This is a genomic window from Rudaea sp., assembly GCF_057139185.1.
In genome coordinates, this window is sequence record NZ_DBNHDN010000021.1 from 28,608 (window position 1) to 48,693 (window position 20,086).

18 protein-coding genes are annotated in these 20,086 nt (G+C 65.3%); 6 read left to right on the plus strand and 12 right to left on the minus strand.

Annotated features, from left to right (window positions below; genetic code table 11):
* Positions 1-96 precede the first annotated feature (96 nt).
* Positions 97-843: a 3-oxoacyl-ACP reductase FabG gene (gene fabG, locus AC16HO_RS07405; RefSeq protein WP_395643395.1), complete on the minus strand. Its 747-nt coding sequence runs from the start codon at positions 841-843 to the stop codon at positions 97-99.
* 87 nt (positions 844-930) lie between these two features.
* Here fabG and AC16HO_RS07410 point away from each other — a divergent pair, with 87 nt between their 5' ends.
* A complete protein-coding gene (locus AC16HO_RS07410; RefSeq protein WP_395643394.1) occupies positions 931-1,320 on the plus strand; it encodes a hypothetical protein in 390 nt (129 codons plus the stop codon).
* Between the two features lie 5 nt (positions 1,321-1,325).
* Here the strand turns inward: AC16HO_RS07410 and AC16HO_RS07415 are convergent, their stop codons facing one another.
* The 7 genes from AC16HO_RS07415 to AC16HO_RS07445 all read right to left on the minus strand — a co-directional run bounded on the left by AC16HO_RS07415 (position 1,326) and on the right by AC16HO_RS07445 (position 6,969).
* Complete coding sequence (locus AC16HO_RS07415; RefSeq protein ID WP_395643393.1) at positions 1,326-1,757, minus strand: hotdog family protein; 432 nt, start codon at positions 1,755-1,757, stop codon at positions 1,326-1,328.
* Positions 1,747-4,068, minus strand: a complete 2,322-nt coding sequence (locus tag AC16HO_RS07420) for an MMPL family transporter (RefSeq protein ID WP_395643392.1) — start codon at positions 4,066-4,068, stop codon at positions 1,747-1,749. Before AC16HO_RS07420 ends, AC16HO_RS07415 begins: the two co-directional genes overlap by 11 nt.
* Complete coding sequence (locus tag AC16HO_RS07425) at positions 4,065-4,712, minus strand: LolA-related protein (protein WP_395643391.1); 648 nt, start codon at positions 4,710-4,712, stop codon at positions 4,065-4,067. The genes AC16HO_RS07420 and AC16HO_RS07425 overlap by 4 nt, the downstream gene beginning before the upstream one ends.
* Positions 4,642-5,592: a lysophospholipid acyltransferase family protein gene (locus AC16HO_RS07430; RefSeq protein ID WP_395643390.1), complete on the minus strand. Its 951-nt coding sequence runs from the start codon at positions 5,590-5,592 to the stop codon at positions 4,642-4,644. Before AC16HO_RS07430 ends, AC16HO_RS07425 begins: the two co-directional genes overlap by 71 nt.
* Complete coding sequence (locus AC16HO_RS07435) at positions 5,589-5,888, minus strand: ApeI family dehydratase (RefSeq protein WP_395643389.1); 300 nt, start codon at positions 5,886-5,888, stop codon at positions 5,589-5,591. Before AC16HO_RS07435 ends, AC16HO_RS07430 begins: the two co-directional genes overlap by 4 nt.
* Positions 5,889-6,060: 172 nt before the next feature.
* Positions 6,061-6,681, minus strand: a complete 621-nt coding sequence (locus AC16HO_RS07440; protein WP_395643388.1) for a hypothetical protein — start codon at positions 6,679-6,681, stop codon at positions 6,061-6,063.
* 15 nt (positions 6,682-6,696) lie between these two features.
* A complete protein-coding gene (locus tag AC16HO_RS07445; protein WP_395643387.1) occupies positions 6,697-6,969 on the minus strand; it encodes a phosphopantetheine-binding protein in 273 nt (90 codons plus the stop codon).
* A gap of 105 nt (positions 6,970-7,074) precedes the next feature.
* Between AC16HO_RS07445 and AC16HO_RS07450 the strand changes: the two genes are divergently transcribed.
* A complete protein-coding gene (locus AC16HO_RS07450) occupies positions 7,075-8,100 on the plus strand; it encodes a chorismate transformation FkbO/Hyg5 family protein (RefSeq protein WP_395643386.1) in 1,026 nt (341 codons plus the stop codon).
* A 129-nt stretch (positions 8,101-8,229) separates the two neighbouring features.
* On the opposite strand, the gene wsfD is transcribed toward AC16HO_RS07450, so the two are convergent.
* Positions 8,230-9,702 carry a glycan biosynthesis hexose transferase WsfD gene (gene wsfD / locus AC16HO_RS07455; protein ID WP_395643385.1) on the minus strand — a complete coding sequence of 491 codons (1,473 nt, stop codon included), beginning with the start codon at positions 9,700-9,702 and terminating at the stop codon, positions 8,230-8,232.
* 206 nt (positions 9,703-9,908) lie between these two features.
* Here wsfD and AC16HO_RS07460 point away from each other — a divergent pair, with 206 nt between their 5' ends.
* Positions 9,909-12,035 (plus strand): serine/threonine-protein kinase, encoded by a 2,127-nt coding sequence (locus AC16HO_RS07460; protein ID WP_395643384.1) that lies wholly within the window; start codon positions 9,909-9,911, stop codon positions 12,033-12,035.
* Positions 12,036-12,075: 40 nt separating this feature from the next.
* Here AC16HO_RS07460 and AC16HO_RS07465 read toward each other — a convergent pair whose 3' ends face one another.
* Complete coding sequence (locus AC16HO_RS07465) at positions 12,076-13,848, minus strand: patatin-like phospholipase family protein (RefSeq protein ID WP_395643383.1); 1,773 nt, start codon at positions 13,846-13,848, stop codon at positions 12,076-12,078.
* A gap of 133 nt (positions 13,849-13,981) precedes the next feature.
* Here AC16HO_RS07465 and AC16HO_RS07470 point away from each other — a divergent pair, with 133 nt between their 5' ends.
* The 3 genes from AC16HO_RS07470 to AC16HO_RS07480 all read left to right on the plus strand — a co-directional run bounded on the left by AC16HO_RS07470 (position 13,982) and on the right by AC16HO_RS07480 (position 18,413).
* Positions 13,982-16,024 carry a M3 family metallopeptidase gene (locus AC16HO_RS07470; RefSeq protein WP_395643382.1) on the plus strand — a complete coding sequence of 681 codons (2,043 nt, stop codon included), beginning with the start codon at positions 13,982-13,984 and terminating at the stop codon, positions 16,022-16,024.
* A 10-nt stretch (positions 16,025-16,034) separates the two neighbouring features.
* Positions 16,035-16,958, plus strand: a complete 924-nt coding sequence (locus AC16HO_RS07475) for a glycosyltransferase family protein (protein ID WP_395643381.1) — start codon at positions 16,035-16,037, stop codon at positions 16,956-16,958.
* A gap of 216 nt (positions 16,959-17,174) precedes the next feature.
* Positions 17,175-18,413, plus strand: a complete 1,239-nt coding sequence (locus AC16HO_RS07480; RefSeq protein WP_484335347.1) for a tyrosine-type recombinase/integrase — start codon at positions 17,175-17,177, stop codon at positions 18,411-18,413.
* Here the strand turns inward: AC16HO_RS07480 and AC16HO_RS07485 are convergent, their stop codons facing one another.
* Together AC16HO_RS07485 and AC16HO_RS07490 are read right to left on the minus strand one after the other, a co-directional pair.
* Positions 18,414-18,650: a helix-turn-helix transcriptional regulator gene (locus AC16HO_RS07485; RefSeq protein ID WP_484335348.1), complete on the minus strand. Its 237-nt coding sequence runs from the start codon at positions 18,648-18,650 to the stop codon at positions 18,414-18,416. It abuts the gene before it with no gap.
* 159 nt (positions 18,651-18,809) lie between these two features.
* Positions 18,810-20,081: a three-Cys-motif partner protein TcmP gene (locus AC16HO_RS07490; protein ID WP_484335349.1), complete on the minus strand. Its 1,272-nt coding sequence runs from the start codon at positions 20,079-20,081 to the stop codon at positions 18,810-18,812.
* Between the last annotated feature and the right edge of the window lie 5 nt (positions 20,082-20,086).

The window sequence follows — 20,086 nt, forward strand, 5'->3', positions numbered from 1 at the left end:
CGGAGCGCAGGAACCGGAATTTCCCGGTCGCAACCGGGGATTCCGGGCACCGTCGCCGCGCAAATTCTCGAGTATCGCAGCTCTGGGGACCGATGCTCAGGCCATGCCGCCGTTGACCCCGATCACTTGCCCGTTGACGTAGGCGGCCACCTCCGAGCACAGGAACGCGATCACTGCGGCGACCTCCTCGGGCCGTCCCGCGCGCCCGGCCGGCACGAGCTGGCGGATCTGCGCCTCGTCGAACGCCGCCTCGGCGAGGCGTCCGGCGATCACCCCGGGGGCAACCACGTTGACAGTCACTCCGCGCGAGGCCATCTCGCGCGCCAGCGACTTTGCCGCGCCGTGCAGCGCCGACTTCGCGGCCGCATAGTTGACCTGGCCACGGTTGCCGAGCTGGGCCGCGACCGACGACAGCACAACGATGCGCCCGAACCTCGATCGCGCCATCGGCAGCAGCAGCGGCTGGGTCGCGTGGAAGAACCCATGCAGCGACACGTCGATCACGCGGTGCCATTGCGCCTCACCCATGCCCGCGAGCGGCGCGTCATCGTGGATGCCCGCATTGTGCACGAGGATGTCGATCGGCCCGGATGCAAGCATCGTCTCGATTGCCGCGCGCGTGGTCGCCGCATCGGCGATATCGAACGTCACCACTTCGCCCGAGCCGCCGCGCGCGCGGATTTCGTCCATCGCGGCCTGCGCGCGCGCCGGATTCGCGCGTGCCTGCGCGTAGACGTAGCATCCCGCCGCCGCGAGCGCCGCGCAGATCGCCACGCCGATGTCGCCGCTGGCTCCGGTGACGAGGGCGCGGCGTGACTTTGCATCCGTAGTCTTCACTATCATTCAGACATTCTTGCACAGCACGACGCCAGCCAATCGGATTGGCCGCGAACACCGATTCAACCACAACCTCTCACTACAGGAACCGCCATGTCAGCCCCGATGTACACCATTCCACTCAGCCACCGGCGCACGGAGAACCTGCATATCGTGTTCTGGCTGATAAAGGACATCAGCTGGTGCCTGATGTGGCGCACGCTCGGCATGATCATGATCGTGCCGACGCTCGGTGCGGCGATCTTCATCACCTGGCGTGCGCGGCACCTGCGCGAGGACCTCGCACACAACCTCGCCGTGGTGTTCTGGATCACGGCGAACGCGTGGTGGATGACCGCCGAGTTCTTCGAGTTTGACGAGGTCGCGCTGTGGCACGGCATCAGCGGCAGGCAGTTCGCGCTGATTCCATTCTGCATCGGTGCGGGGATTCTGGCTTGGCACTATCTTGCACGGTTCGTCGCCGTGCATACGGCCAACGCCTGATCGCGTCAAGGCGAGGCGTGAATCACCGCCGCGCGGCCTTCGGCAAGGGTGCGCCCGGCGTGTTCGACACGGAATGCGTACTGCCAGCTCGTGCCGCCGTCGAGCAGCTTGAGCGCGTGCACGGCCAGCGGGCCGGGCAGGTCATCGATACGCGCCAGGTGCAGGCGCACATCGCGCAGCGCGACGAGGAAGCCCGGCGCCGCGACTGTGCCTTCGCGCTGCGCGAGCAGACCGCCGTGCACGGCCATCGCCTGCGCGCCGTATTCGCACAGATGCAGCGCGCGCAGCATGCCGTCGCTGCGCAACGGATTGTCGCCGTGCGTGTGCGAGACCGCGCTCATGTGGATGCTGGCACCGTCCCAGGCGAGCACGCTGTCGAGCAGGCTCATCGCGCCGCGGTGCGGGATCAGATGTTGCCATTGCGGCTTAGCGATCATGTTGCGAATTCCGCGCCATGATCGTCGACAGACAGAAATGGAAAGCGACGCCGAGCGCGACGGTCAGCCCGATCGCGCGCAGCACCGGCACGCTCGAGGTTGCGAGCAGGCCGAACACGAACACCGCCGAGACGACGCAGACCAGGGTCGCATGCAAGGTACGCCGCGCCTCTGCCGCGTCGTCCACCCGGCGCTCGAAGAACAGCGCATAGTGCAGACCGAGACCCGCGGCGAGGGTCAGCGCGACGAGATGGAACAACGACAGCGAGACGCCGCCTGCGCGTAAAACGGCGAGCACGAGCAGGGTGGCGAGCGACATCGGCGCGATCACGTGCCAGGTGCGACGCAGGTCGCGGAAGGCGACAGCAACGACGGCAGCAAGCAGGACGAGTGCGGCGAGCAGAGCGATGCCGATGCGCGCGCGGTAGTCGGCGACGAGCGATTCGGAGGCGTCTTTCAAGTCGAGCAGCCTGACCTTGCCGCCGAGTTGCGCGACCGCCCCGGCCAGCGCGTCCGCATCATGTACACCGCTGAGCGTAGCGAGACCGAGCGCATGGCCGTCGCGTTCGCTCAGCATCGCGTTGAGCCGCGCGCCGAGCAGTGACGCGCCGAATGTTTTCGGCGTCAGCGGCGGCAATTGGCGCGCGGCTTCGACGTCGTCGACGAACGGCGCGAACAGGCCGGGTTGGAATTCGCCGTCTTCGGTAGCGCGGTCGAGCGCGGTTTGCAGCGTCGCGCGATCGGGCAGTTTCGCCTGCCGCGCCTTTTGCGTGGCGATGCTCGGCAGGTAGCGGCTCGGCAGTTCGACATCGTCGACGAGCTTGTCGGAAATCCATTTTTCCACTTGTGGAGAAATTTTCTCCGACAAGGCGAGCACGCCATCGGCGTCCGCTGCATCGAGCACGAGCAGATAACGCACGTCGGGCGCGCCGAGCGCGGCGCGCAGTTCGCCGTCGCGCCGCAACAGCTTTGCCGGCACCGGCGTCAGCGCGGCGAGATCGTTCTGCCACAGCGGTGTCGGCGCGAAGGCGATCGCGGCACAGGCGAGCACGAGCAGCAGCCACGGCAGCGCGCGCAGGCGCGGCGCCGCGTCCAACGCTTGGCGCAGTGTTTCCAGCCACGCCAGTTCGGCGACATCGTGCAAGCGCGCGGGCAGCACAGCGGGCAACAGGTAGCGCGTGACGAAACCGGCAACGATCAGCCCGACGATCGTGAACACGGCGAGTTGCTGCAGCCCGGCTACGCCCGAGGCGAAGAAGGCGAGATAGGCGATGCAGGCCGAGGCGATCGCCAGGCGCAGCAGCGGCCAGACGTCGAGCAGGCTTTGCTGCGCGCTTGCGCCCGCGCGACGGTGGCTGAGCAGGCGCAGCGGGTATTCCTGGGCGACGCCGAGCAGGGTGAAGCCGAAGGCGAAGGTGATGCCGTGGATCGGCCCGAACGCGAGCGCCGTTGCGGCGATGCCGGCAAGCGCGCCGCTGGCGATCGGCAGCGCGGCACTGAGCAGCACGCCGGGGTGGCGGTAGGCGAGCAGCAGCAGCAGGGCGAACGCGGCCGTGCCGATGCCGCTGAGCCATTCGGCTTCGGCGCGCGTGTTGGCGTTGACAAGCACGCTGAAATAACCGGGACCACTGATTTCCAGAACGGCACCTTTGCTGCCGGGCAACGCTCCGAACTTCGCGCGCAGCGCATCAATGGCTGCGCCTTGCGCGGCCGGATCGAATGCCGGCGCCGCTGTTTCGACGAGCAGCAATGCGCCGCCGTCGGGCGCAGCCCAGACGCCGTCGCGCATCTGCGGCGCCTTGGTCGGCGTCCAGCGCTGGGCGAGTTTGAGCATCTCCAGCGTCGGGTCGCGCGCGAGCCAGGGCTTGAGCAGGCCCGCCGCCGGCGAGGCGAGATCTTCGATGCGCTGCTGCAATTCGTCGCGCAGGAAACCGGCATCAAGATTCTGCGTGTCGAGCGTCGACGACAGCAGATAGCGATAGGGCAGCAGCGCCGGATCGAGCGCAGACAAGTCGGTTTCGCCGTCGAGTGCGCGCGTGAAGCGCGGATCGTCATGCAGCGCTTGCGTCAGACCGCGGCTCAGTTCGGCGACGCCCTCGAAGGAATCCTGTTTCACCGAAATTTCGAGCAGCAGCAGGCGCGACGCCGGCCCTTCGCCGATCTGGTCGAGCAGCAGTTTTTGATCCGCATTGCGCGGTGGCGGCATGAACGCGCGCAGGTCGCTGGTGACAACGAGGCTGCGCTGCACGGCGAGAGCGAGCACGGCCAGCACGAGCAGCCACAGACCGAGCAGGAGCAGACGCCGGCTCAACGTGTGTCGCCACTGCACAACTTGGTGACGGCCGCACGTGTCGGCGGTTCGCCGAGCGCGCTTTGCGCCAGCTCACCGAGCAACATCGTGCTTGCATCGCCGTCGGTTTCGTCGAGGGTGAAGCAGCGCGGCTCGTTCGCGCGGCCGTCGACGGTCATCGACTTGAGCTGTTTGGCAAGCACCGGCGAGCGCGGAGTGAGGGTCAGGCGCCAGTCCGCGTTGTGTTGCATCGCCACGACGACGAAGTCGCGGTTCAACGCCGCGGCGTCGCCGCCGAGCAGCGCGGAGAATCCGCCGAGCAGCGCGCCGAGTTCTGGTGCGCGTTCGAGCGAGAACTTGCGCTCGACCTTGCCTTCGCGCTGCACGCTGACCTCGCTGCCGCTGATCGTCGTCGTCTCGCGATACGGCACTTCGACGCGCTTGCCGAGCTGGCCCGCGCCGCCGTAGTGCAACTGGCCGCGCAACAGCATCGGCCTTCTCAGCATGTGCAGGAAGCGCACCTCGGCATAGACCGTGTCGGCTGGTGGCGCGCGACGCAACGAGGCGATCAGCGTCGCCGTCGCAGGCACGAGTTCAGTCGGCAGCGGCGGCGACGGGTTCGCTGCGAGGTTGAGCGCGCTGAGCAGGGCGATGCCAGAAATCATAGAAATTGAACCAGTTGTACGGCGATTGCCGGGTGTAGTGCTCCAGGCGCGCGGCGAAGCGCTGCGCCCACTCCTGCAGCTCGCCGCTGCGCTCGCTGCGCGCGATCTTCACGCTGGCCGCCAGCGTTTCGAAGTGCAGATCGTAGCGGTTGCCGCCTTGATAGATGCCGAACCCGAGCACGATGGGCAGGTCGAGCATCGAGGCGATCTGATAGGCCGCTACCGGAAATTGCGCCGCACGGCCGAAGAAGTCGACCGTGGCGGTCGCCTCGCCCGCGCGCGCGCGATCGGCAAGCAGGCCGATCAGCGCACCCTGCTGCGCGGCCTCGTGCAGCGACAGGGCGAGCGCGCCCGGATCGACGCCGGCGTCAATCACGTTGTTCGCGACCTCGGGATTGAGCGCGTGCAGCAGTTCGTTGAGCGCGCGCGTCTGCTTCAGGTCCATCACCACGCGCAGTTTTACTTCGGGCCGGCGCAGGCTCAGCGCACGCAGCGCCTCGAAGCTGCCGAAGTGCGCGCCCAGCAGGAGTACGCCACGGCCATGCGCGATTTCGTTCTCGATCTGCTCGAGGCCGTGCACGCGCACGTCGAAACGATCGAGGGTGGTGTCGTGCAGCAGATAGATGCGGTCAAGAATCGTCGCCGCATAGCTGTGGATATGCCTGAGAATGTCCCAGGCATGCGCCGGACGGCCGAGTGCCGTGTCGAGGAATTCGCGTGAATCGCGGCGCTCGCGCGTGCGGCGGAAAAAGAAGTACAACGTGATCGGGTAGAGCCAGGCGCGGGCGAACGCGCGCCCGGCGTGCAAGCCGGCGGCACGGATCAGCCAGATGGCGAAGCGGCCTCCCGCTTCGCGGCGCTGGTGCCAGTGCGCGCTCATGCCTCCGCCTTCGCCGCGGTCTCGACGATGCCGCTCGCGAGCGTTGCCGCTTTGTGGAGAATGCGAAAATGTAGTTTTTTGCTCTTTTCCTCGATACGCAGTTCGGCTTCGATGCCGGGCAGCAGCGGCGCGCTGAATTTCACCTGCGCCAGCGCAGCGACACGCATGCCGGTTTCGCGCTCGACCGCCGCGGCGACGCGATCGAGCAGGACCACGCCGGGTACGACCGGCCGCCCCGGAAAATGGCCGGGCAGTGCGGGGTGATCGGTGGCGATGAAGAAACGCGACGTGCTCATGCGCAGATGATAACCCGCAACCCCGGACCGCTCTGTTTCGTTTCGATACGTGAACCTGCGCACAGCCTGCAGGTTGGGGTTCGCGTTGCTCACCCCAACCTATGGGCTAAGTGGCGTTGACGGCGCCGCCGGCGAGCAAGTTGTCGAGTGCAGCAGCTTTGGCGGCAGGTTCTCACGGTTCGATCAGGCTGGGCCAGACGCGACCGAGCTGCGCGAGGAATCCGGCCAACGTATGCCGCGGCGCTTGGGGCAGCAGCAGCGGGCGCAACAGGAATTCGCCGAAGAACAGGACCGCGACCGCGAGCGGCAGGATCGTCGTGCCGAACAAGCGCGACGGCGGCAGCACGGCCGCGGCAAGCAGGCCGCGCTCGTGCAGCACGCAGAGCAGGCACAACAGCGTCAGCGTCACCTGGAAGACGGCCCACAGCCCGGTGAGCCGCCGCGCATAGCGCGCGATCGCCGGCTCGCGCAGGCGCGCCTCGCCTTCCATCGCGCTGATCGCGCGCGCGATCAGCGGCGTGCGCGGGCGCACGAGGCTGCGCGCGAACAGCCAGCCGACGAAGGCAGCGATCAGCGCCGGCAGCAGGTCGATCATCAGGCCCGCGCCTCCAAACCACCACGCCGCGGCTTCGACGAAGGCCATCGCCGCGATCGCGCCACGCAGCGCGCGCGGGGTGACGACGAAGAAGAATCCCAGCGCCAGCGGCACGATCGCCGCGCCGATCGCATCGTCGTGCCGCCAACGGCCGAACAGCGCCAGCGCGAGGATGGCGAGCCAGACCGCAACGCGCATCGTCAGAACCTGTCCTCAATTCGCGCGATGCGTCTGGATATGCTCCGCCAGCGCACGCAGGCTCGAGAAGATGCGCTTGTTGTCGGCGTTGTCCGAACGCAACTGGAAGCCATAGCGCTTGGACACAGCCAAGGCAAGCTCGAGCGCGTCGATCGAATCCAGGCCGGTCTCGGCGCCGAACAACGGTTGCTCGGGAGCGAACTGTTCCGCGCTGATGTGTTCGAGGTTGAGGCTGGAAACGATCAGACTGGCGAGTTCGTGTTCGGCGGGCGTCTGCTGGTCCGACATGGTCCTTCTCGGGTTGCGGTCTTGCCGCTTCGCTGCGGCGACGGCCGCACAGTGTATCATTGCGCGATCCAAAACCTTATCCCGCGCCGCCGGCGCCGACTGCCTTTGTCTACCGCACAACCCGATATCGCCGAATCACTGCATTCCGCCGCGAGCGCCGATCTGGCGCCGCTGCGCGTCGCCTACGAATCCGCCGCACTCGCCGCGATCCTCGGCGACAGCGATGTGCTCGCCGTGTTCGGCTTCGGCGCGCGCGCACCGGCGGCGCATGCCGATCCGCGCTACCTGCGCGTCAATCTTGAACCGAGCGGCGATGCCGCGCCGTTCGAGGTCTGGCGCGTGCGTGGACACGTACGCACGCAGCGCGACGGCGACATCGCCTGGGCCCTCGACGGCGACTACGCGTTCGGCGCGATCGAGGTCGACGAGGCCGTGCACGGCGACATCGAAGGCGCAGCCGAGTTCGCCTACCGACGTCTGGTCGATGCGCTCGGCGCGAGCGACACGCCGCACGTGCTGCGCATCTGGAACTATCTCGACGCGATCAACGCCGGCGAAGGCGATGCGGAACGCTATCGCCGCTTCTGCGTCGGCCGCGCCGCAGGATTGGCCGCGCATGGCTTCGTCGACGCCTATCCGGCCGCGACCGGCATCGGTGTGCGCGACGGCCACCGTGTGTTGCAGATCTACTGGTTGGCCGCGCGCACCGCTGGCACCGCGCTGGAGAATCCGCGTCAGGTCAGTGCCTGGCGCTACCCGCGCCAGTACGGAATCAAGGCGCCAACTTTCGCCCGCGCGATGCGCGCACCAACGCAAAGTGCACAAGTATACATTTCCGGAACCGCAGCCATCGTCGGCCACGCCTCGCATCATCACGACGATCTCGAAGCGCAGATCGACGAAACACTGGCCAATATCGACAGCGTGCTCGCCGCCGCGCAGATCGCGCCGGCCGGCCGCCTCGATGGTGGCGCCGTGCTCAAGGTCTACGTGCGTCGTGCCGAAGACCTCGAGCCCGCGCGCAAACTGTTGCGCGAAAAGCTGCCCGCTTCAGCGCAACCGCTGCTGCTGCGGGGCGACATCTGCCGCAGCGAGCTGCTGATCGAGATCGACGGTGTGCAGAGCAGCTGAGCGACGCTGGCCGGGACGCAAGACAGCGCGGTCAACGCATGACCCCGCCAGGCATCAACGGTTTCTCCCGCGGCCATCGGATCCATCCACCTTGCGGTAGCGGATATCGAACCGCGCCGCCCACCGGATTCAGAGCGCTTTACGCCGCCGCGCAACCGGACACAGCGAACGCCCGCCGACGACGAGCGCGCCGATCCACCACGCCAGCGCGGCGTTGTAGACGAGGTGGCCCTGCTTGGGCACGTCGGCAAGACCGTCGCCGAGCACGGTGACGGCGAGCGTGCCGAGGGTGACGACGAGGGTCAGCACGGTGACGGTGAGCAGGCGCGGCCAGGCACGCCAGCGCTGACGCCAGAGCAGGGCGATGAACGCGGCGAACGGCGTGCCGAACAGCAGGGTGCGCAGCAACGGGTGCCGGGCGAACAGATCGCTCCACGAGAAGAACTGCGCCGGCAGCGGGGCGAAATCACCGCCTTCGACCAGACCCAGCCCCGGCGCCACCCACGGATGCAGGTTCGCAAGGCCGGCCCAGCCGATGCGCAGGGCCATGTCGGGCTCGCGCAGCAACGCAAGCAGTTCGCGCGATCGTGACACCCTCGTCAACTCTGGACACAGGTCGGCCGGAAAGCCGGGCATCTGCCAGGCGCGTTTGCCCGAGTATTGCAGGCACTGCGGCGACAGGCCAAGCGATTGTGCGGTCGCGGCCGGGTCGCGCGAATTCGGCAGCAGTGCGGTAAACACGACATCGGCTTGGTTGAACACGTTGATCGCACGGATCTCCTCGCTGTCGCGCTGCAGCTGTACGACCTGGACGATGATGCCGGCGAGCGCGCCGATCAGCAGCGCCTTGCCTTTCCACAGCCAGACGCGGTCGCGCCAGCGGCCGAGCGCGAGCATCGCCACGGCGATGCCGAACGGCAGCACGATGTGCTGGATCTTGCTCAGCGCAAGCGCCGCGGCGGCGAGCGCGAGCAGGCCGAACGCATGGCCGCGCGCGGGCTTGCCTTCGTGGATCAGGATCAAGCCGGCAACGGCGTAGAGTGCAAGCAGCGCGGTCCACTCGGCATAGAACGTGTTCAAGTAGATCGTGTTGGCCGGGTCGGCGAACAGCAGCGGCAGCAGCAAGCCGTTGGCCAGCGCCGACCACGGCTCACGTCGGCGCAACCAGGCGATGGTGAAGGCAGCCCACAGCGCGAGCATCGCCGCGAGCTTGAACGCACCGATCCAGCGCACCGAATGCGCCTTCGCGCCGGTTGCGGCTTCCTCGGCATGGAACACGGCAGCGGCCGCCCCCTGGAACAGCAGCTCCGTCGACCAGTAGCAGATCGGATCCTTTGCGGCGACGAACCTGTAGCGCGAATACGGCGCGGCGGGACTGTTGCGGTCGGGCGGTACCGATTCGGGGCGGTCCGGATAGAGGTCGAAACAGGCGCTGTAGCGCACCTCGTCATAGCTGTTGGCCAACGCGATCAGCGGTTCGTGCAGGACCAGTGCACCGAAGCGCCACAGGCCGGCGAGCAGACACGCCGCGAGCGCCCACCACAGCCAGCGCGGAGTAGGCGGCGGCGCGGGGCGGGAGTCGGCTGGGTCGGACGCGGGCATAAGGGCCGGAAGTCTAGGGGTGCTTCGTGACCGGGACAATCGTTCCGGGCGCTGGGTGGAAATGTGATCCAATACACAAATGCTGCGTCGATTCTGCACGGTCGCTCCCGCCAATCGCAACGCGGACGCGTGGAATGTGCGGTGCTAGACTTTTTCGCACTGGAACGTTTCGTACTTGAATCAGGCGCCTGCGCCTTGGAGGGGTCATGAAGCAGCAACTGGGGCACTACGATCTGGTCGCCGAACTGGGCCGCGGTGGCATGGGCGTGGTTTACAAGGGCTACGAAGCCTCGCTGCACCGCTATGTCGCGATCAAGGTGCTGGCTGATTCGCTCGCGCACGACCCGGCGATCAAGGAGCGCTTCCTGCGCGAGGCGCGCAGCATGGCGGCACTCAACGATCCGCACATCATCCAGATCTACTTCATCGGCGACGACGAAGGCCAGACCTTCTTCGTCATGGAATTCGTCGATGGCGAATCGCTGAGCTCGGTGCTCAAGCGCGAGCACCAACTCAAGCCCGAGCAGGCGGCGAAGGTCATCTACCAGACCGCGCTCGGCCTTGCCACCGCGCACGACCGCGGCGTGATCCACCGCGACATCAAGCCCGGCAACATCATGATCGACAGCCGCGGCAACGTGAAGATCGCCGACTTCGGCATCGCGCTGTCGAGTGCGGACATTTCGAAGAAGCTGACCTCGACCGGCGAATTCGTCGGCACGCCGGGCTACCTCTCGCCCGAAGTCTGCCTCGGCAAGCTGGTCGACCAGCGCTCGGATATTTTCTCCCTGGGCATCGTGCTGTTCGAGATGCTCGCCGGGCGCATGCCGTTCACCGACGAGTCGCCGCTCGGCCTCATGCTCGAAGTGGTCAAGGCGGAGATTCCGGACGTGCGCGCGCTCAATGCCGACGTCGATCCGGAACTCTCGCGCATCCTTTCGCGCATGATCGCCAAGGAACCGGCCGACCGCTACCAGAGCTGCCAGGACCTCGCCGCCGACCTCGCCCGCCACCCGTTGCTCGCCAACGGCGCGACGCTGCAGCTGCGCACGCAACCCTCGCCTGCCGCGGCAACCTTGATCGGCATGAAGACGCCGGCGCCGGGGCAAAGCGCGCAGCCGAACACGACGCCGACGCCACGTCCATTGCCGAATGCGACGTCCGCACCCACGGCCGTGATCACTCCGCCGCGCGCGCAGACCACGCTGCCCGCGGTCGCGACGCCGAACGGGGCGCATCAGTCCCTGCTCGAACGCCAGGCGGCCGCGGCGCAGAAGAAGTCCGGCTCGGCCGCTCTGCCGCTCGCGATCGCCGCGCTGTTGCTGCTCGGCCTGGCCGGCGGTGCATTCGCCTATCGCGACCAGCTCGGCTTCATGAGGCAATTTCTGCCGGCAAGCCTGTTCGGTTCCGCGCCGGCGACCACGACCGAGGCGACAACGATGTCCGCGAGTGCGGCAACGAAGACGGCCAGCGGCTCCATCGCGCCTGCCAGCGCGACGGTGGCACCGTCGTCCGCGCCCGCCGTCCCGCCCCCAGCGCCGGTCGCAACCACGGTCGCCGAGCCGGCGGCGGCCGTGGTTGCATCGGCGACAGCGACCAACGGGGAAAATGCCGCAAAAGATGCAAGTGCGACAAATTCCACCACCGCAGGGGCGGTTGGCGGCGCTTCCCTGACCGAGCTGACCGCTGGCGGCAATGCCGCATCAGCGAGCGCATCCACAGCCAACGCAAGCGCACCGTCGAGTACACCCGCACCGGTCGACAGCGGCGCGAGCAGCCCCATCGAACCGCCGAAACCGCTGGCCGCGCCCACGGCCACGCAGATCGCCAAGGCCATGCCACCGCCACCGGCCGTGCCGCCGCGCCCGCATGTGCCCACCGTCGCCGTACTCTCGGGCGGCGACATCACGGTATCGGAACCGGCCGGGCGCGTGATCGAGCAGGCGCTCGCGCGCCGCGGCTATCGCCTCGCCGATTCCGACATGATGCCGGGTGCGGGACGCTATCTCTCCGGCCAGCGCGTGAACGTCCCGGCCCTGCTCGACATGCTGGCCAAAGGCGGCCGCGTCGACGCCGTCGTCATCGTGCATGCGCGTCCGACCGGGCAGCAGAACCTGCCGGCGTATGGCATGAACGTCGATGCGACCACGGCCCAACTCAACGTCATGACGTATGCCGTATCCGGTCGGCGCAAGCTCGGCGCCGGCTGGACCCAGAACGTGATCTACACGGGCCTGTCGGCCAAGCAGCAAGGCGAGGAGGCGGTCGAGGAAATCACGCCGCAGGTCGAAAGCCTGCTGGTCGAATACCGACCGGGACACCGGCACGACTGAGCTTTCAGAGGGCCGTGACGAGAAGCGGCCATGCGTATCCTCAAGGAACGCCGCGCGACTTGGCGCCGCGCCCGAGCACCTCGCGCGCGAAGCGGTAGCCCGTGGCGATCGCGCGCTCGTATTCGTGCCAGTCGAGCAGGCCGATGTCACCCATCGGCGGCGCAAGCAACAGGCTCGTCTGCGCCCGGCGCGCGGCGCTCGCGGTTTCTGCGTTGACCATGCCCGCACGCAACAGGATGTTGAGAATACCCGGCCGTAACGGGCGCCGGCACAGGCGCTGCCAGGCGAGCCGCAACGCCGACGGCAGGGCGAACTCCTCGACCTGCGCGCGCACCACGTCGTCGGCGCCGATGTCGATGCCGATGATGTCGCCGACCCGGGCTTCGCGCATCGGATCGACCGGCAGGTTGTTCATCACGGCGCCGTCGACATAGACCTCGCCATGGTGGAACACCGGCGGCAACACGCCCGGGATCGCGCTCGCCGCACGCAACCAGAGCCAGAGCGGACCACTGCGGTGCACCTGCGCGGTGCCTGCGGTCAGGTTCGCGGTGACCGCGTAGAACGGCAGCGGCAGATCGCTGATGTCGCGATCGCCGAACGCTTCGCGCAGCAGATGCGCGACGCGGCGTCCGCGGGTCAGCGAGATGAATGGAAACGTGTAGTCGCGCAGCGGCCGGCCGTCGACGAAGGCGCGGCGATAGTTGTAGAACATCTCCTCGACCGACCAGTCCAGGGCCACACCGGCGCCGATGATCGCGCCGATCGAGGTGCCGCCGACGCAATCGATCTGCTGGCCGTTTTCGCGCAACGCACGGACGATGCCAATCTGGGCGAACCCACGCGCACCACCGCCGGACAACACCAGGCCCATGCTGCGCCCGATCAGCAAGCGCGCGATGCGTTCGATATCCGCGCCGGCGCTGCCGCCGCGCACATGATGGTGGCGCGCACCACGCACCTGGGCCAACCACTGCGGCGCCCGGCCCGGCCCGATATCGCCCGCGTGCAGCAGAACCAGATGGCGCGCGCGCAACGGCATGTGCTCGGCGTTGATGTAGGCGACCTCAGGCCAGGCGCTCGCCACATCCGCGGCATTGGCCGGCAGCAGGAACGCATCGGCCTGGCGCGCACAGTGCGCGCGCCAGGCGGTCTCGCCGGCATCGCCGAGCAACAACACGTAGCGATGCGTAGCCTCGACCTCGTGCAGCCAGGCCGCGTCGTGCCCGTGCGCGACGGCGGCATCGATCAGGACGCACGAGCCATAACGCGACAACACCGTTGCCAGGGTGTGCGCGAAGCCCCGGGCATCGACACCGGCATCGTGCGCCAGGATCGCGAACGTGCGCGGCGCCGAATAGCGCACCTCGCCCGGGCGCTCGAGCAAATGCCGCGCGGTGACGCCAACCGAATGCAGCATCGCCTGCGGATATTTCGCGACGAGGCGATGGAAGGAATCGGCCGACAGGCGCAACACGACGCTGTCGCGCAGTGCGCGCACGAGTGAAGCACGCGGGGTTCGCGCGATAAGGCTGATCTCGCCGGCCACTTCGCCAGCGCCAAGCAGGCCGAGCAGGGTGAGCACGCCATCCGCCTCGCGCCGGTAGGCGGCAAGACCCCCGTTGCGCACGATGTAGAGCGCATCGGCGACTTCGCCTTCGTCGAACAGCACCGCGCCGCCGAGCAGCATGCGCGCTTGCAGCTCACCCGCAAGCTCGGCGATACCGCCGCCATCGAGCGGGGTGAACAGATCGATGCCGCGCAGGAACGTCTGCAAATCGCCGCCTGGAGTTGCAAAGTCGGAATGGCTCATTCGTTCATGCTAGCGCCGCGACGACTTGATTTTCCCGTTGCCGCGTTCATTTCTGCGATCATCGCCGGTCGTAACGCGCAAGCCGCGGCCACTCCTCGTCGTGTTTCTTTATGAGAATCAGCCATTTCCGTCCATGAACCCAACCAATCCCCTGCTCGCCGATACTGCCCTGCCCGCATTTGCCACCATCCAGCCCGAGCACGTCGGCGCCGCGATCGAGGCGGTGCTCAGCGCGTACCAGCGCGAAATCGACGCGTTGAATTCGGCTCCGGCGCCGCGCGATTTCGCCAACACGATGCTGCCGCAGGAGGCGCTGGAGATGCGCCTGGAGCGCGCCTGGTCGCCGGTCTCGCACCTGCATGCCGTAGCCGATTCGCCGGCGCTGCGCGAAGCGTATTCGGCCGCGCTGGAGAAGATCACCGAATTTTCGACCGAGCTCGGCCAGAACCGCGCGCGCTACTCCGCGGTGAAAGCCGTGGCCGATCGCGCCGACTTCGCCAACCTGCCGCGTCCCGCGCGTACCCTGGTCGAACATGCCTTGCGTGATTTCCGCATGTCGGGCGTGGCGCTCGAGGAACCGCAGCGCTCGCGCTTCAAGGAGATTGCCAATCAATTGTCCAAGCTGTCGAACGAGTTCGAGAACGCCGTGCTCGACGCGACCGAGGCGTGGTCGGAACAGGTCGGCGAAACGCAGCTTGCCGGACTGCCCGAAGCCGAACGCGCGCTGCTGAAGCAATACGCCGAGGAGGCCGGACATGACGGCTGGCGGGTCACGCTCAAGCAGCCCAGCGTTACCGCGGTGTTGACCTATGCGGACGATCGCGGCCTGCGCGAGCGCGTCTACGCCGCATACCAAACACGCGCGTCGGACCAGGGTCCGAACGCAGGCCAGTTCGACAACTCCCAGCGCATCGAGCAGATCATGGCGTTGCGCCACGAAGGCGCGCGATTGATCGGGTTCGACAATGCCGCCGAGGATTCGCTCGCGACCAAGATGGCCGGCACGCCCGCGCGCGTGCTCGCGTTCCTGCGCGACCTCAACGCGCGCGCCAGGCCGGTCGCACAACGCGAGCTGGAAGAGCTGCGCGAATTCGCCCGCGTCGAATTGGACATCGCCGATCTGCAACCCTGGGACGTGGCCTACGCCGCGGAAAAACTGCGCGTGAAGAAGTACGCGCTCAGCGAAGAAGAACTCAAGCCGTATTTCCCGGCCGAGGCGGCGATCACCGGGCTGTTCGCGATCGTCGAGCGCGTGTTCGGCGTGCGCTTCGTCGCGCGCGACGGCGTCGAGGTCTGGCATCCCGACGTGCGTTTCTACGACGTCGTCGATGCGCAGGGCAAGACCATTGCCGGCGCCTACTTCGATCTCTACGCACGCTCGGGCAAGCGCGGCGGCGCATGGATGGACACCTGCCGCTCGCGCTATGCGAACGGTGGCGAAATGCACCTGCCGATCGCCTATCTGACCTGCAACTTCGCCCCGCCGACCAAGGACATGCCCTCGCTGCTGACCCACGACGACGTGACCACGCTGTTCCATGAAACCGGCCACGGCCTGCATCACATGCTGACCGAGATCGACCTGCCCAGCGTCGCCGGCATCGACGGCGTCGAGTGGGACGCGGTCGAGCTGCCGAGCCAGTTCATGGAGAACTTCGCCTGGCAGCGCGAGGGGCTGGCACTGTTCGCGAAGCACTGGAAGACCGGCGAGACGCTGCCCGAGGAACTGTTCCAGCGCATGCTCGCCGCGCGCCACTATCACGCCGGCCTGTTCCTCGTGCGCCAGCTCGAGTTCGGTTTGTTCGATTTCCGCCTGCATCTCGAATTCGACCCCGCGCGCGGCGCGCGCGCGATGGAAATCCTGCGCGAAGTGCGCGACGAGGTCGCCGTGGTGATGCCGCCACCTTGGCAACGCATGCCGCACGCGTTCGGCCACATCTTCGCCGGCGGCTACGCGGCCGGCTACTACAGCTATCTGTGGGCCGAGCTGCTTTCCGCCGACGCGTTCTCGCGTTTCGAGGAAGCCGGCGTGTTCGACCGTGCCGCAGGCGATGCCTTCCGCCGCAGCGTGCTCGCGGTCGGCGGCTCGCGACCGGCGCTGGAGAGCTTCGTCGAATTCCGCGGCCGCGAGCCTGAGCCCGAGGCGTTGCTGCGCAGCTACGGCCTCGCCGCGTAGCGACCCATCGATGCTTTCGGTCGTCGTCAACTTCCACAACAATCGCCGCGAGGCGACGAACACGCTGCATTCGCTGACGCGTGCGTACCAGCACGACGCAGGCGCGATCGAGTTCGAGGTGATCGCGCTCGACCACGGCTCGACGCTGCCGTTGGACGAGGCGGACGTGCGTGCGTTCGGCCCGGAATTTCACTACCGTGGCGTCGAGACCAAATCGGTGTCGCCCGCGGCGGCGATCAACGCAGCCTGCCGCGATGCGCGCGGCGAGCGTCTGCTCGTGATCATCGATGGCGCACATATCCTCTCGCCAGGCATCTATGCGCTCGCGAACCGCGCGTTCGCGCAGTTCGACGCGCCCTTGCTCGCCACCGCGCCGTTCCATCTCGGCCCCAAGCAACAGAACGAATCGGTGGTCGAGGGCTACAACCAGCACGTCGAGGACGGCCTGCTCGCGCGCAGCGGCTGGAAACGGAATGGCTATCGCCTGTACACCATCGCCGGGGCCTTCGCCGATCCGGGCATGGCCTGGTTCGGCTGCGCATTCGAGAGCAGCTGCTTCGGCATCGGCAAGGACGATTTTCTCGAACTCGGCGGTTTCGACGAGCGGTTCGTTGCACGCGGCGGCGGCCTCGTCGCGCTGGATTTCTTCCAGCGTGCCATCGCGCGCGAACGCGGCGACTACGTGATGCTGCTCGGCGAAGCGAGCTTCCACCAGTTCCACGGCGGCGTCGCCAGCAACGCGACCAAGGCCGCGCACCCGTGGCAGGAATTCCACGACGAGTACGTGCGCATCCGCGGCAATCCCTTTGCCCGCGTGCCGCGCCGCCCGTTCTACTTCGGCACGCTGCCGAACGAAGCGCTCGCCGCCGCGCGCATCTCGGCCGAGCATGGACTTGCGCTGTGGCAGAAGGCGGTCGCTGCGGGTGAGGCATAATCAGCGCCCCATCCTGCGGAACCGCTGCGATGAAGATCGCCAGCTGGAATGTTCATTGATGTCCCAGACGGTTTCAGGACGTTCCAAAATCGCTAATTAATTGCAATTTAATCAATACCTTATAAGCTGCCAGAGAACCGAGTAGTTCCAAGCCATCCCATGCAATCCCCGACTTTTGGGGGTATCGCTGGGGGTATCGAACAAGGGCTCTTTCGCATGCTTACTGCCGTCCAGATCAAGTCAGCCAAACCCAGCACCCGGGCCTACAAGCTCTCCGATAGCGGCGGGTTGTTTCTGCTCGTCCAGCCCGGCGGATCCAAGCTCTGGCGGTACAAATTCCGAATCGGTGGCGTCGAGGGTATACACGCCTTGGGCGCCTTCCCGGAAATCGGGCTGGCTGAGGCGCGCGAAGCCCACACCCATGCCAGGAAACTCGTTGCCCAAGGCATCAATCCTGTCCATGCGCGCAAGGAAAAGAAGCTGGCGCTCGCTCAAGCTCAACTGTCCCGTGACAAGGGAGCCTTCTCGACCGTCCTCGCCGAATGGTCGGCCACTGAAGAAATCAACCTTTCCGCCAACACCGTCAATCAGCGCAGACGTGAGTTCAAGAAGCATTTGCTCCCCACGTTCGGGAGCCGCCAAATCAACAGCATCACTCGCGTGGAGTTGACCAAATTGCTCAAGTCCAACGAGGAGCGCACGCCTGAAGTAGCGCGAAACCTGCGCAACTACCTATGGTCAACGTTCGAGTACGCCATCAATACTGGCTTAGTAACCAGCAATCCGGTTCCGCCGCTCCAAGTGCTCAAAAAGCGCAAGCAGAAGAATCACCCAGCCCTTTCTCCGGAAGAGCTAGGTAATTTTCTACGAGAGCTAGATGCTGCTGCACACGTCAATGAACTGACCCGAATCGCAGCCAAGCTAGTGGCATTGAACACGGCACGAAAAGCCGAAGTCATCGAAGCGCCCTGGACTGAAATCGATCTCGTCAAAGGCATATGGGAGATTCCGGCTGAACGCATGAAGCCGCGTCGCCCTCACTGCATTCCTTTGTCGAAGCAGGCGCTGGCCTTGTTGAAGAAATTGCGTGCCATGACGCCCAACGATCAGGAATATCTGTTCCCGAACCGACGAGATCCTAAGCGACCGATGGCCAACCGAACGCTCAACGCCTTGATGGAGCGCCTTGGTTTTAGTGGCATTGGCACGCCTCACGGCTTGCGCGCTTCTTTTAGCACTCGCTTCAATGAAGAGTACGCGGGTGGTGATGCTCAAGCCAAGGCCGGCAAAGAGGCCGTTGAGTACTGTCTGTCGCACATGCCAATGGGCATGACTCGCGCCGCATATAACCGTTATGTGTACATGAAAGAACGCAAGACGATTCTGCAAGAATGGGCCGACTATCTGGATAAGCTGAAAGGCTCAAAGACGGAACCGCTTAAGCAAGCAGCTTGACTAGGTTTTTGTTGCATCCCTAGCCGTGACCTGTCTCCGTAGAGCCGCGATCAACTCATCTTCCACCCACCTTGGAGATCTGGGGCCGATCTGAATCGGTGCAGGCAGATACCCCTGCTTGACGTGTCGATAAAGGGTCGACTTCGACAGACCTGTGCGTGCGCAGACTTGTCTTTTGGTCAACAGAACCATCGGTGAAATTGTTACGATATCAGCTGCAGTCATGGCGCCCTCCATGTGCCAAGACTAACCCTGCATCGCGCTCGGAATAGTCGGAATTACGCGGTAAAAATGCGTTGAATCCGGAATTAGGAGCCCTGCATCGTTTCTCGCGAGGACCGCGAGCACTATTTCTCTTCGCAAGAAAGCTTTTGCGGCGCAGACATCAAGCTTTCGCTAGGGTAGGAAAATGGTTCTCTGCATGGCCGGCCTGAGGACATCATCATCTCGGATCGTCGACGCCTTGAGGCGCTTCGCGCCATCAAGCGAAACGATTTCGATTTCCTTGTGGGAAACCAGATCTGCTAATGCGCGTTTATAGATTCCACCATCTGCCGGCGAATCGTTGCAGGTGGAGCTGAACAACGATCCATAAGTAATTCCATCTGCCCGTTCGCGGAGAATAGGAGCTAATTGGTCCATCAGCATTCTTCGACTTGCATCGGCTGCAGACTCATCAAAACAGAATCCAAGTGGATCTTGCCTTGTATAGCTCAGGTCATTTTTTGCACTGTAGCCAAGTGCACGGAACATCTGGATACCAGCACCGCCGTAGTGAATGAAATTGTTGTTCTTCTCCCAATGCACTCGGGTCATAACGTCTCTGGCTCGCGGATGCTGCGACAGATGAACCAACCAGTAGTCGCCGTGCCCATCGGTACGAATGAAGAAGACCGTGTAGTACTTTGCACCGCACCCATCCACCAAACTCTTATAGAGTTGGCTTTGGATGAAAAGGCGGAAGTCTTTTTCATTGCGTTTGATTTCATCAAAGGTTCTTCCCTGCAATGGATCAGGTATGCCCAGTCCGCACAGGATTTTTGTAGATGTTCCGTTGTCGCCTGCAAAGTTGATGAACGAATCCACCGCGAATGTCAGAATAATTTCGGCTCTAGGCAGCTCCGTCAGAATCCTGCGCACCAACGGTGCCGGCACATCCTTGTATCCATATTGATCCAACAGAAAGATCGAGCGCCCATTCCTGGGCGTCCGCTTCTTTACCTCTCCTATCAGTGCCTCGGCATGATTGTCGAAAGTGCCAGGAAGCAGATGGATGTCCTTTCCCAGACGGTTCCCATATCCATTGTCAGACAATGCACCCCTAAGGAATTGAAGAGCAGCGAGATTCTTCTCGACAAAGAAGAATCCGATATTCCATGCCAACTCCTTCTTACGACCAATAGATAGCCTTGCTTGCGACTCTCGGACCGCATCCAGAAATACGAAGGGGGATCCGAGGACAAGCTTTTGAGTGTCCTCGTGCTTGTATAGCCCGCCTCCGGCAAAGCCGTCGACCAGCGTCAGATTGACAGCATCTTGGCCAGGGCGAACAAGCGTATCCATGTACGCGACGAGATAAGCCCGCAGCACTTCGTGCTTTGCGATGCTGTGCTGCTTGATTATTGCCGGCTTACCTTCGGACCAGCCCTCATAGTGGGAGCGCGGCATCTGTA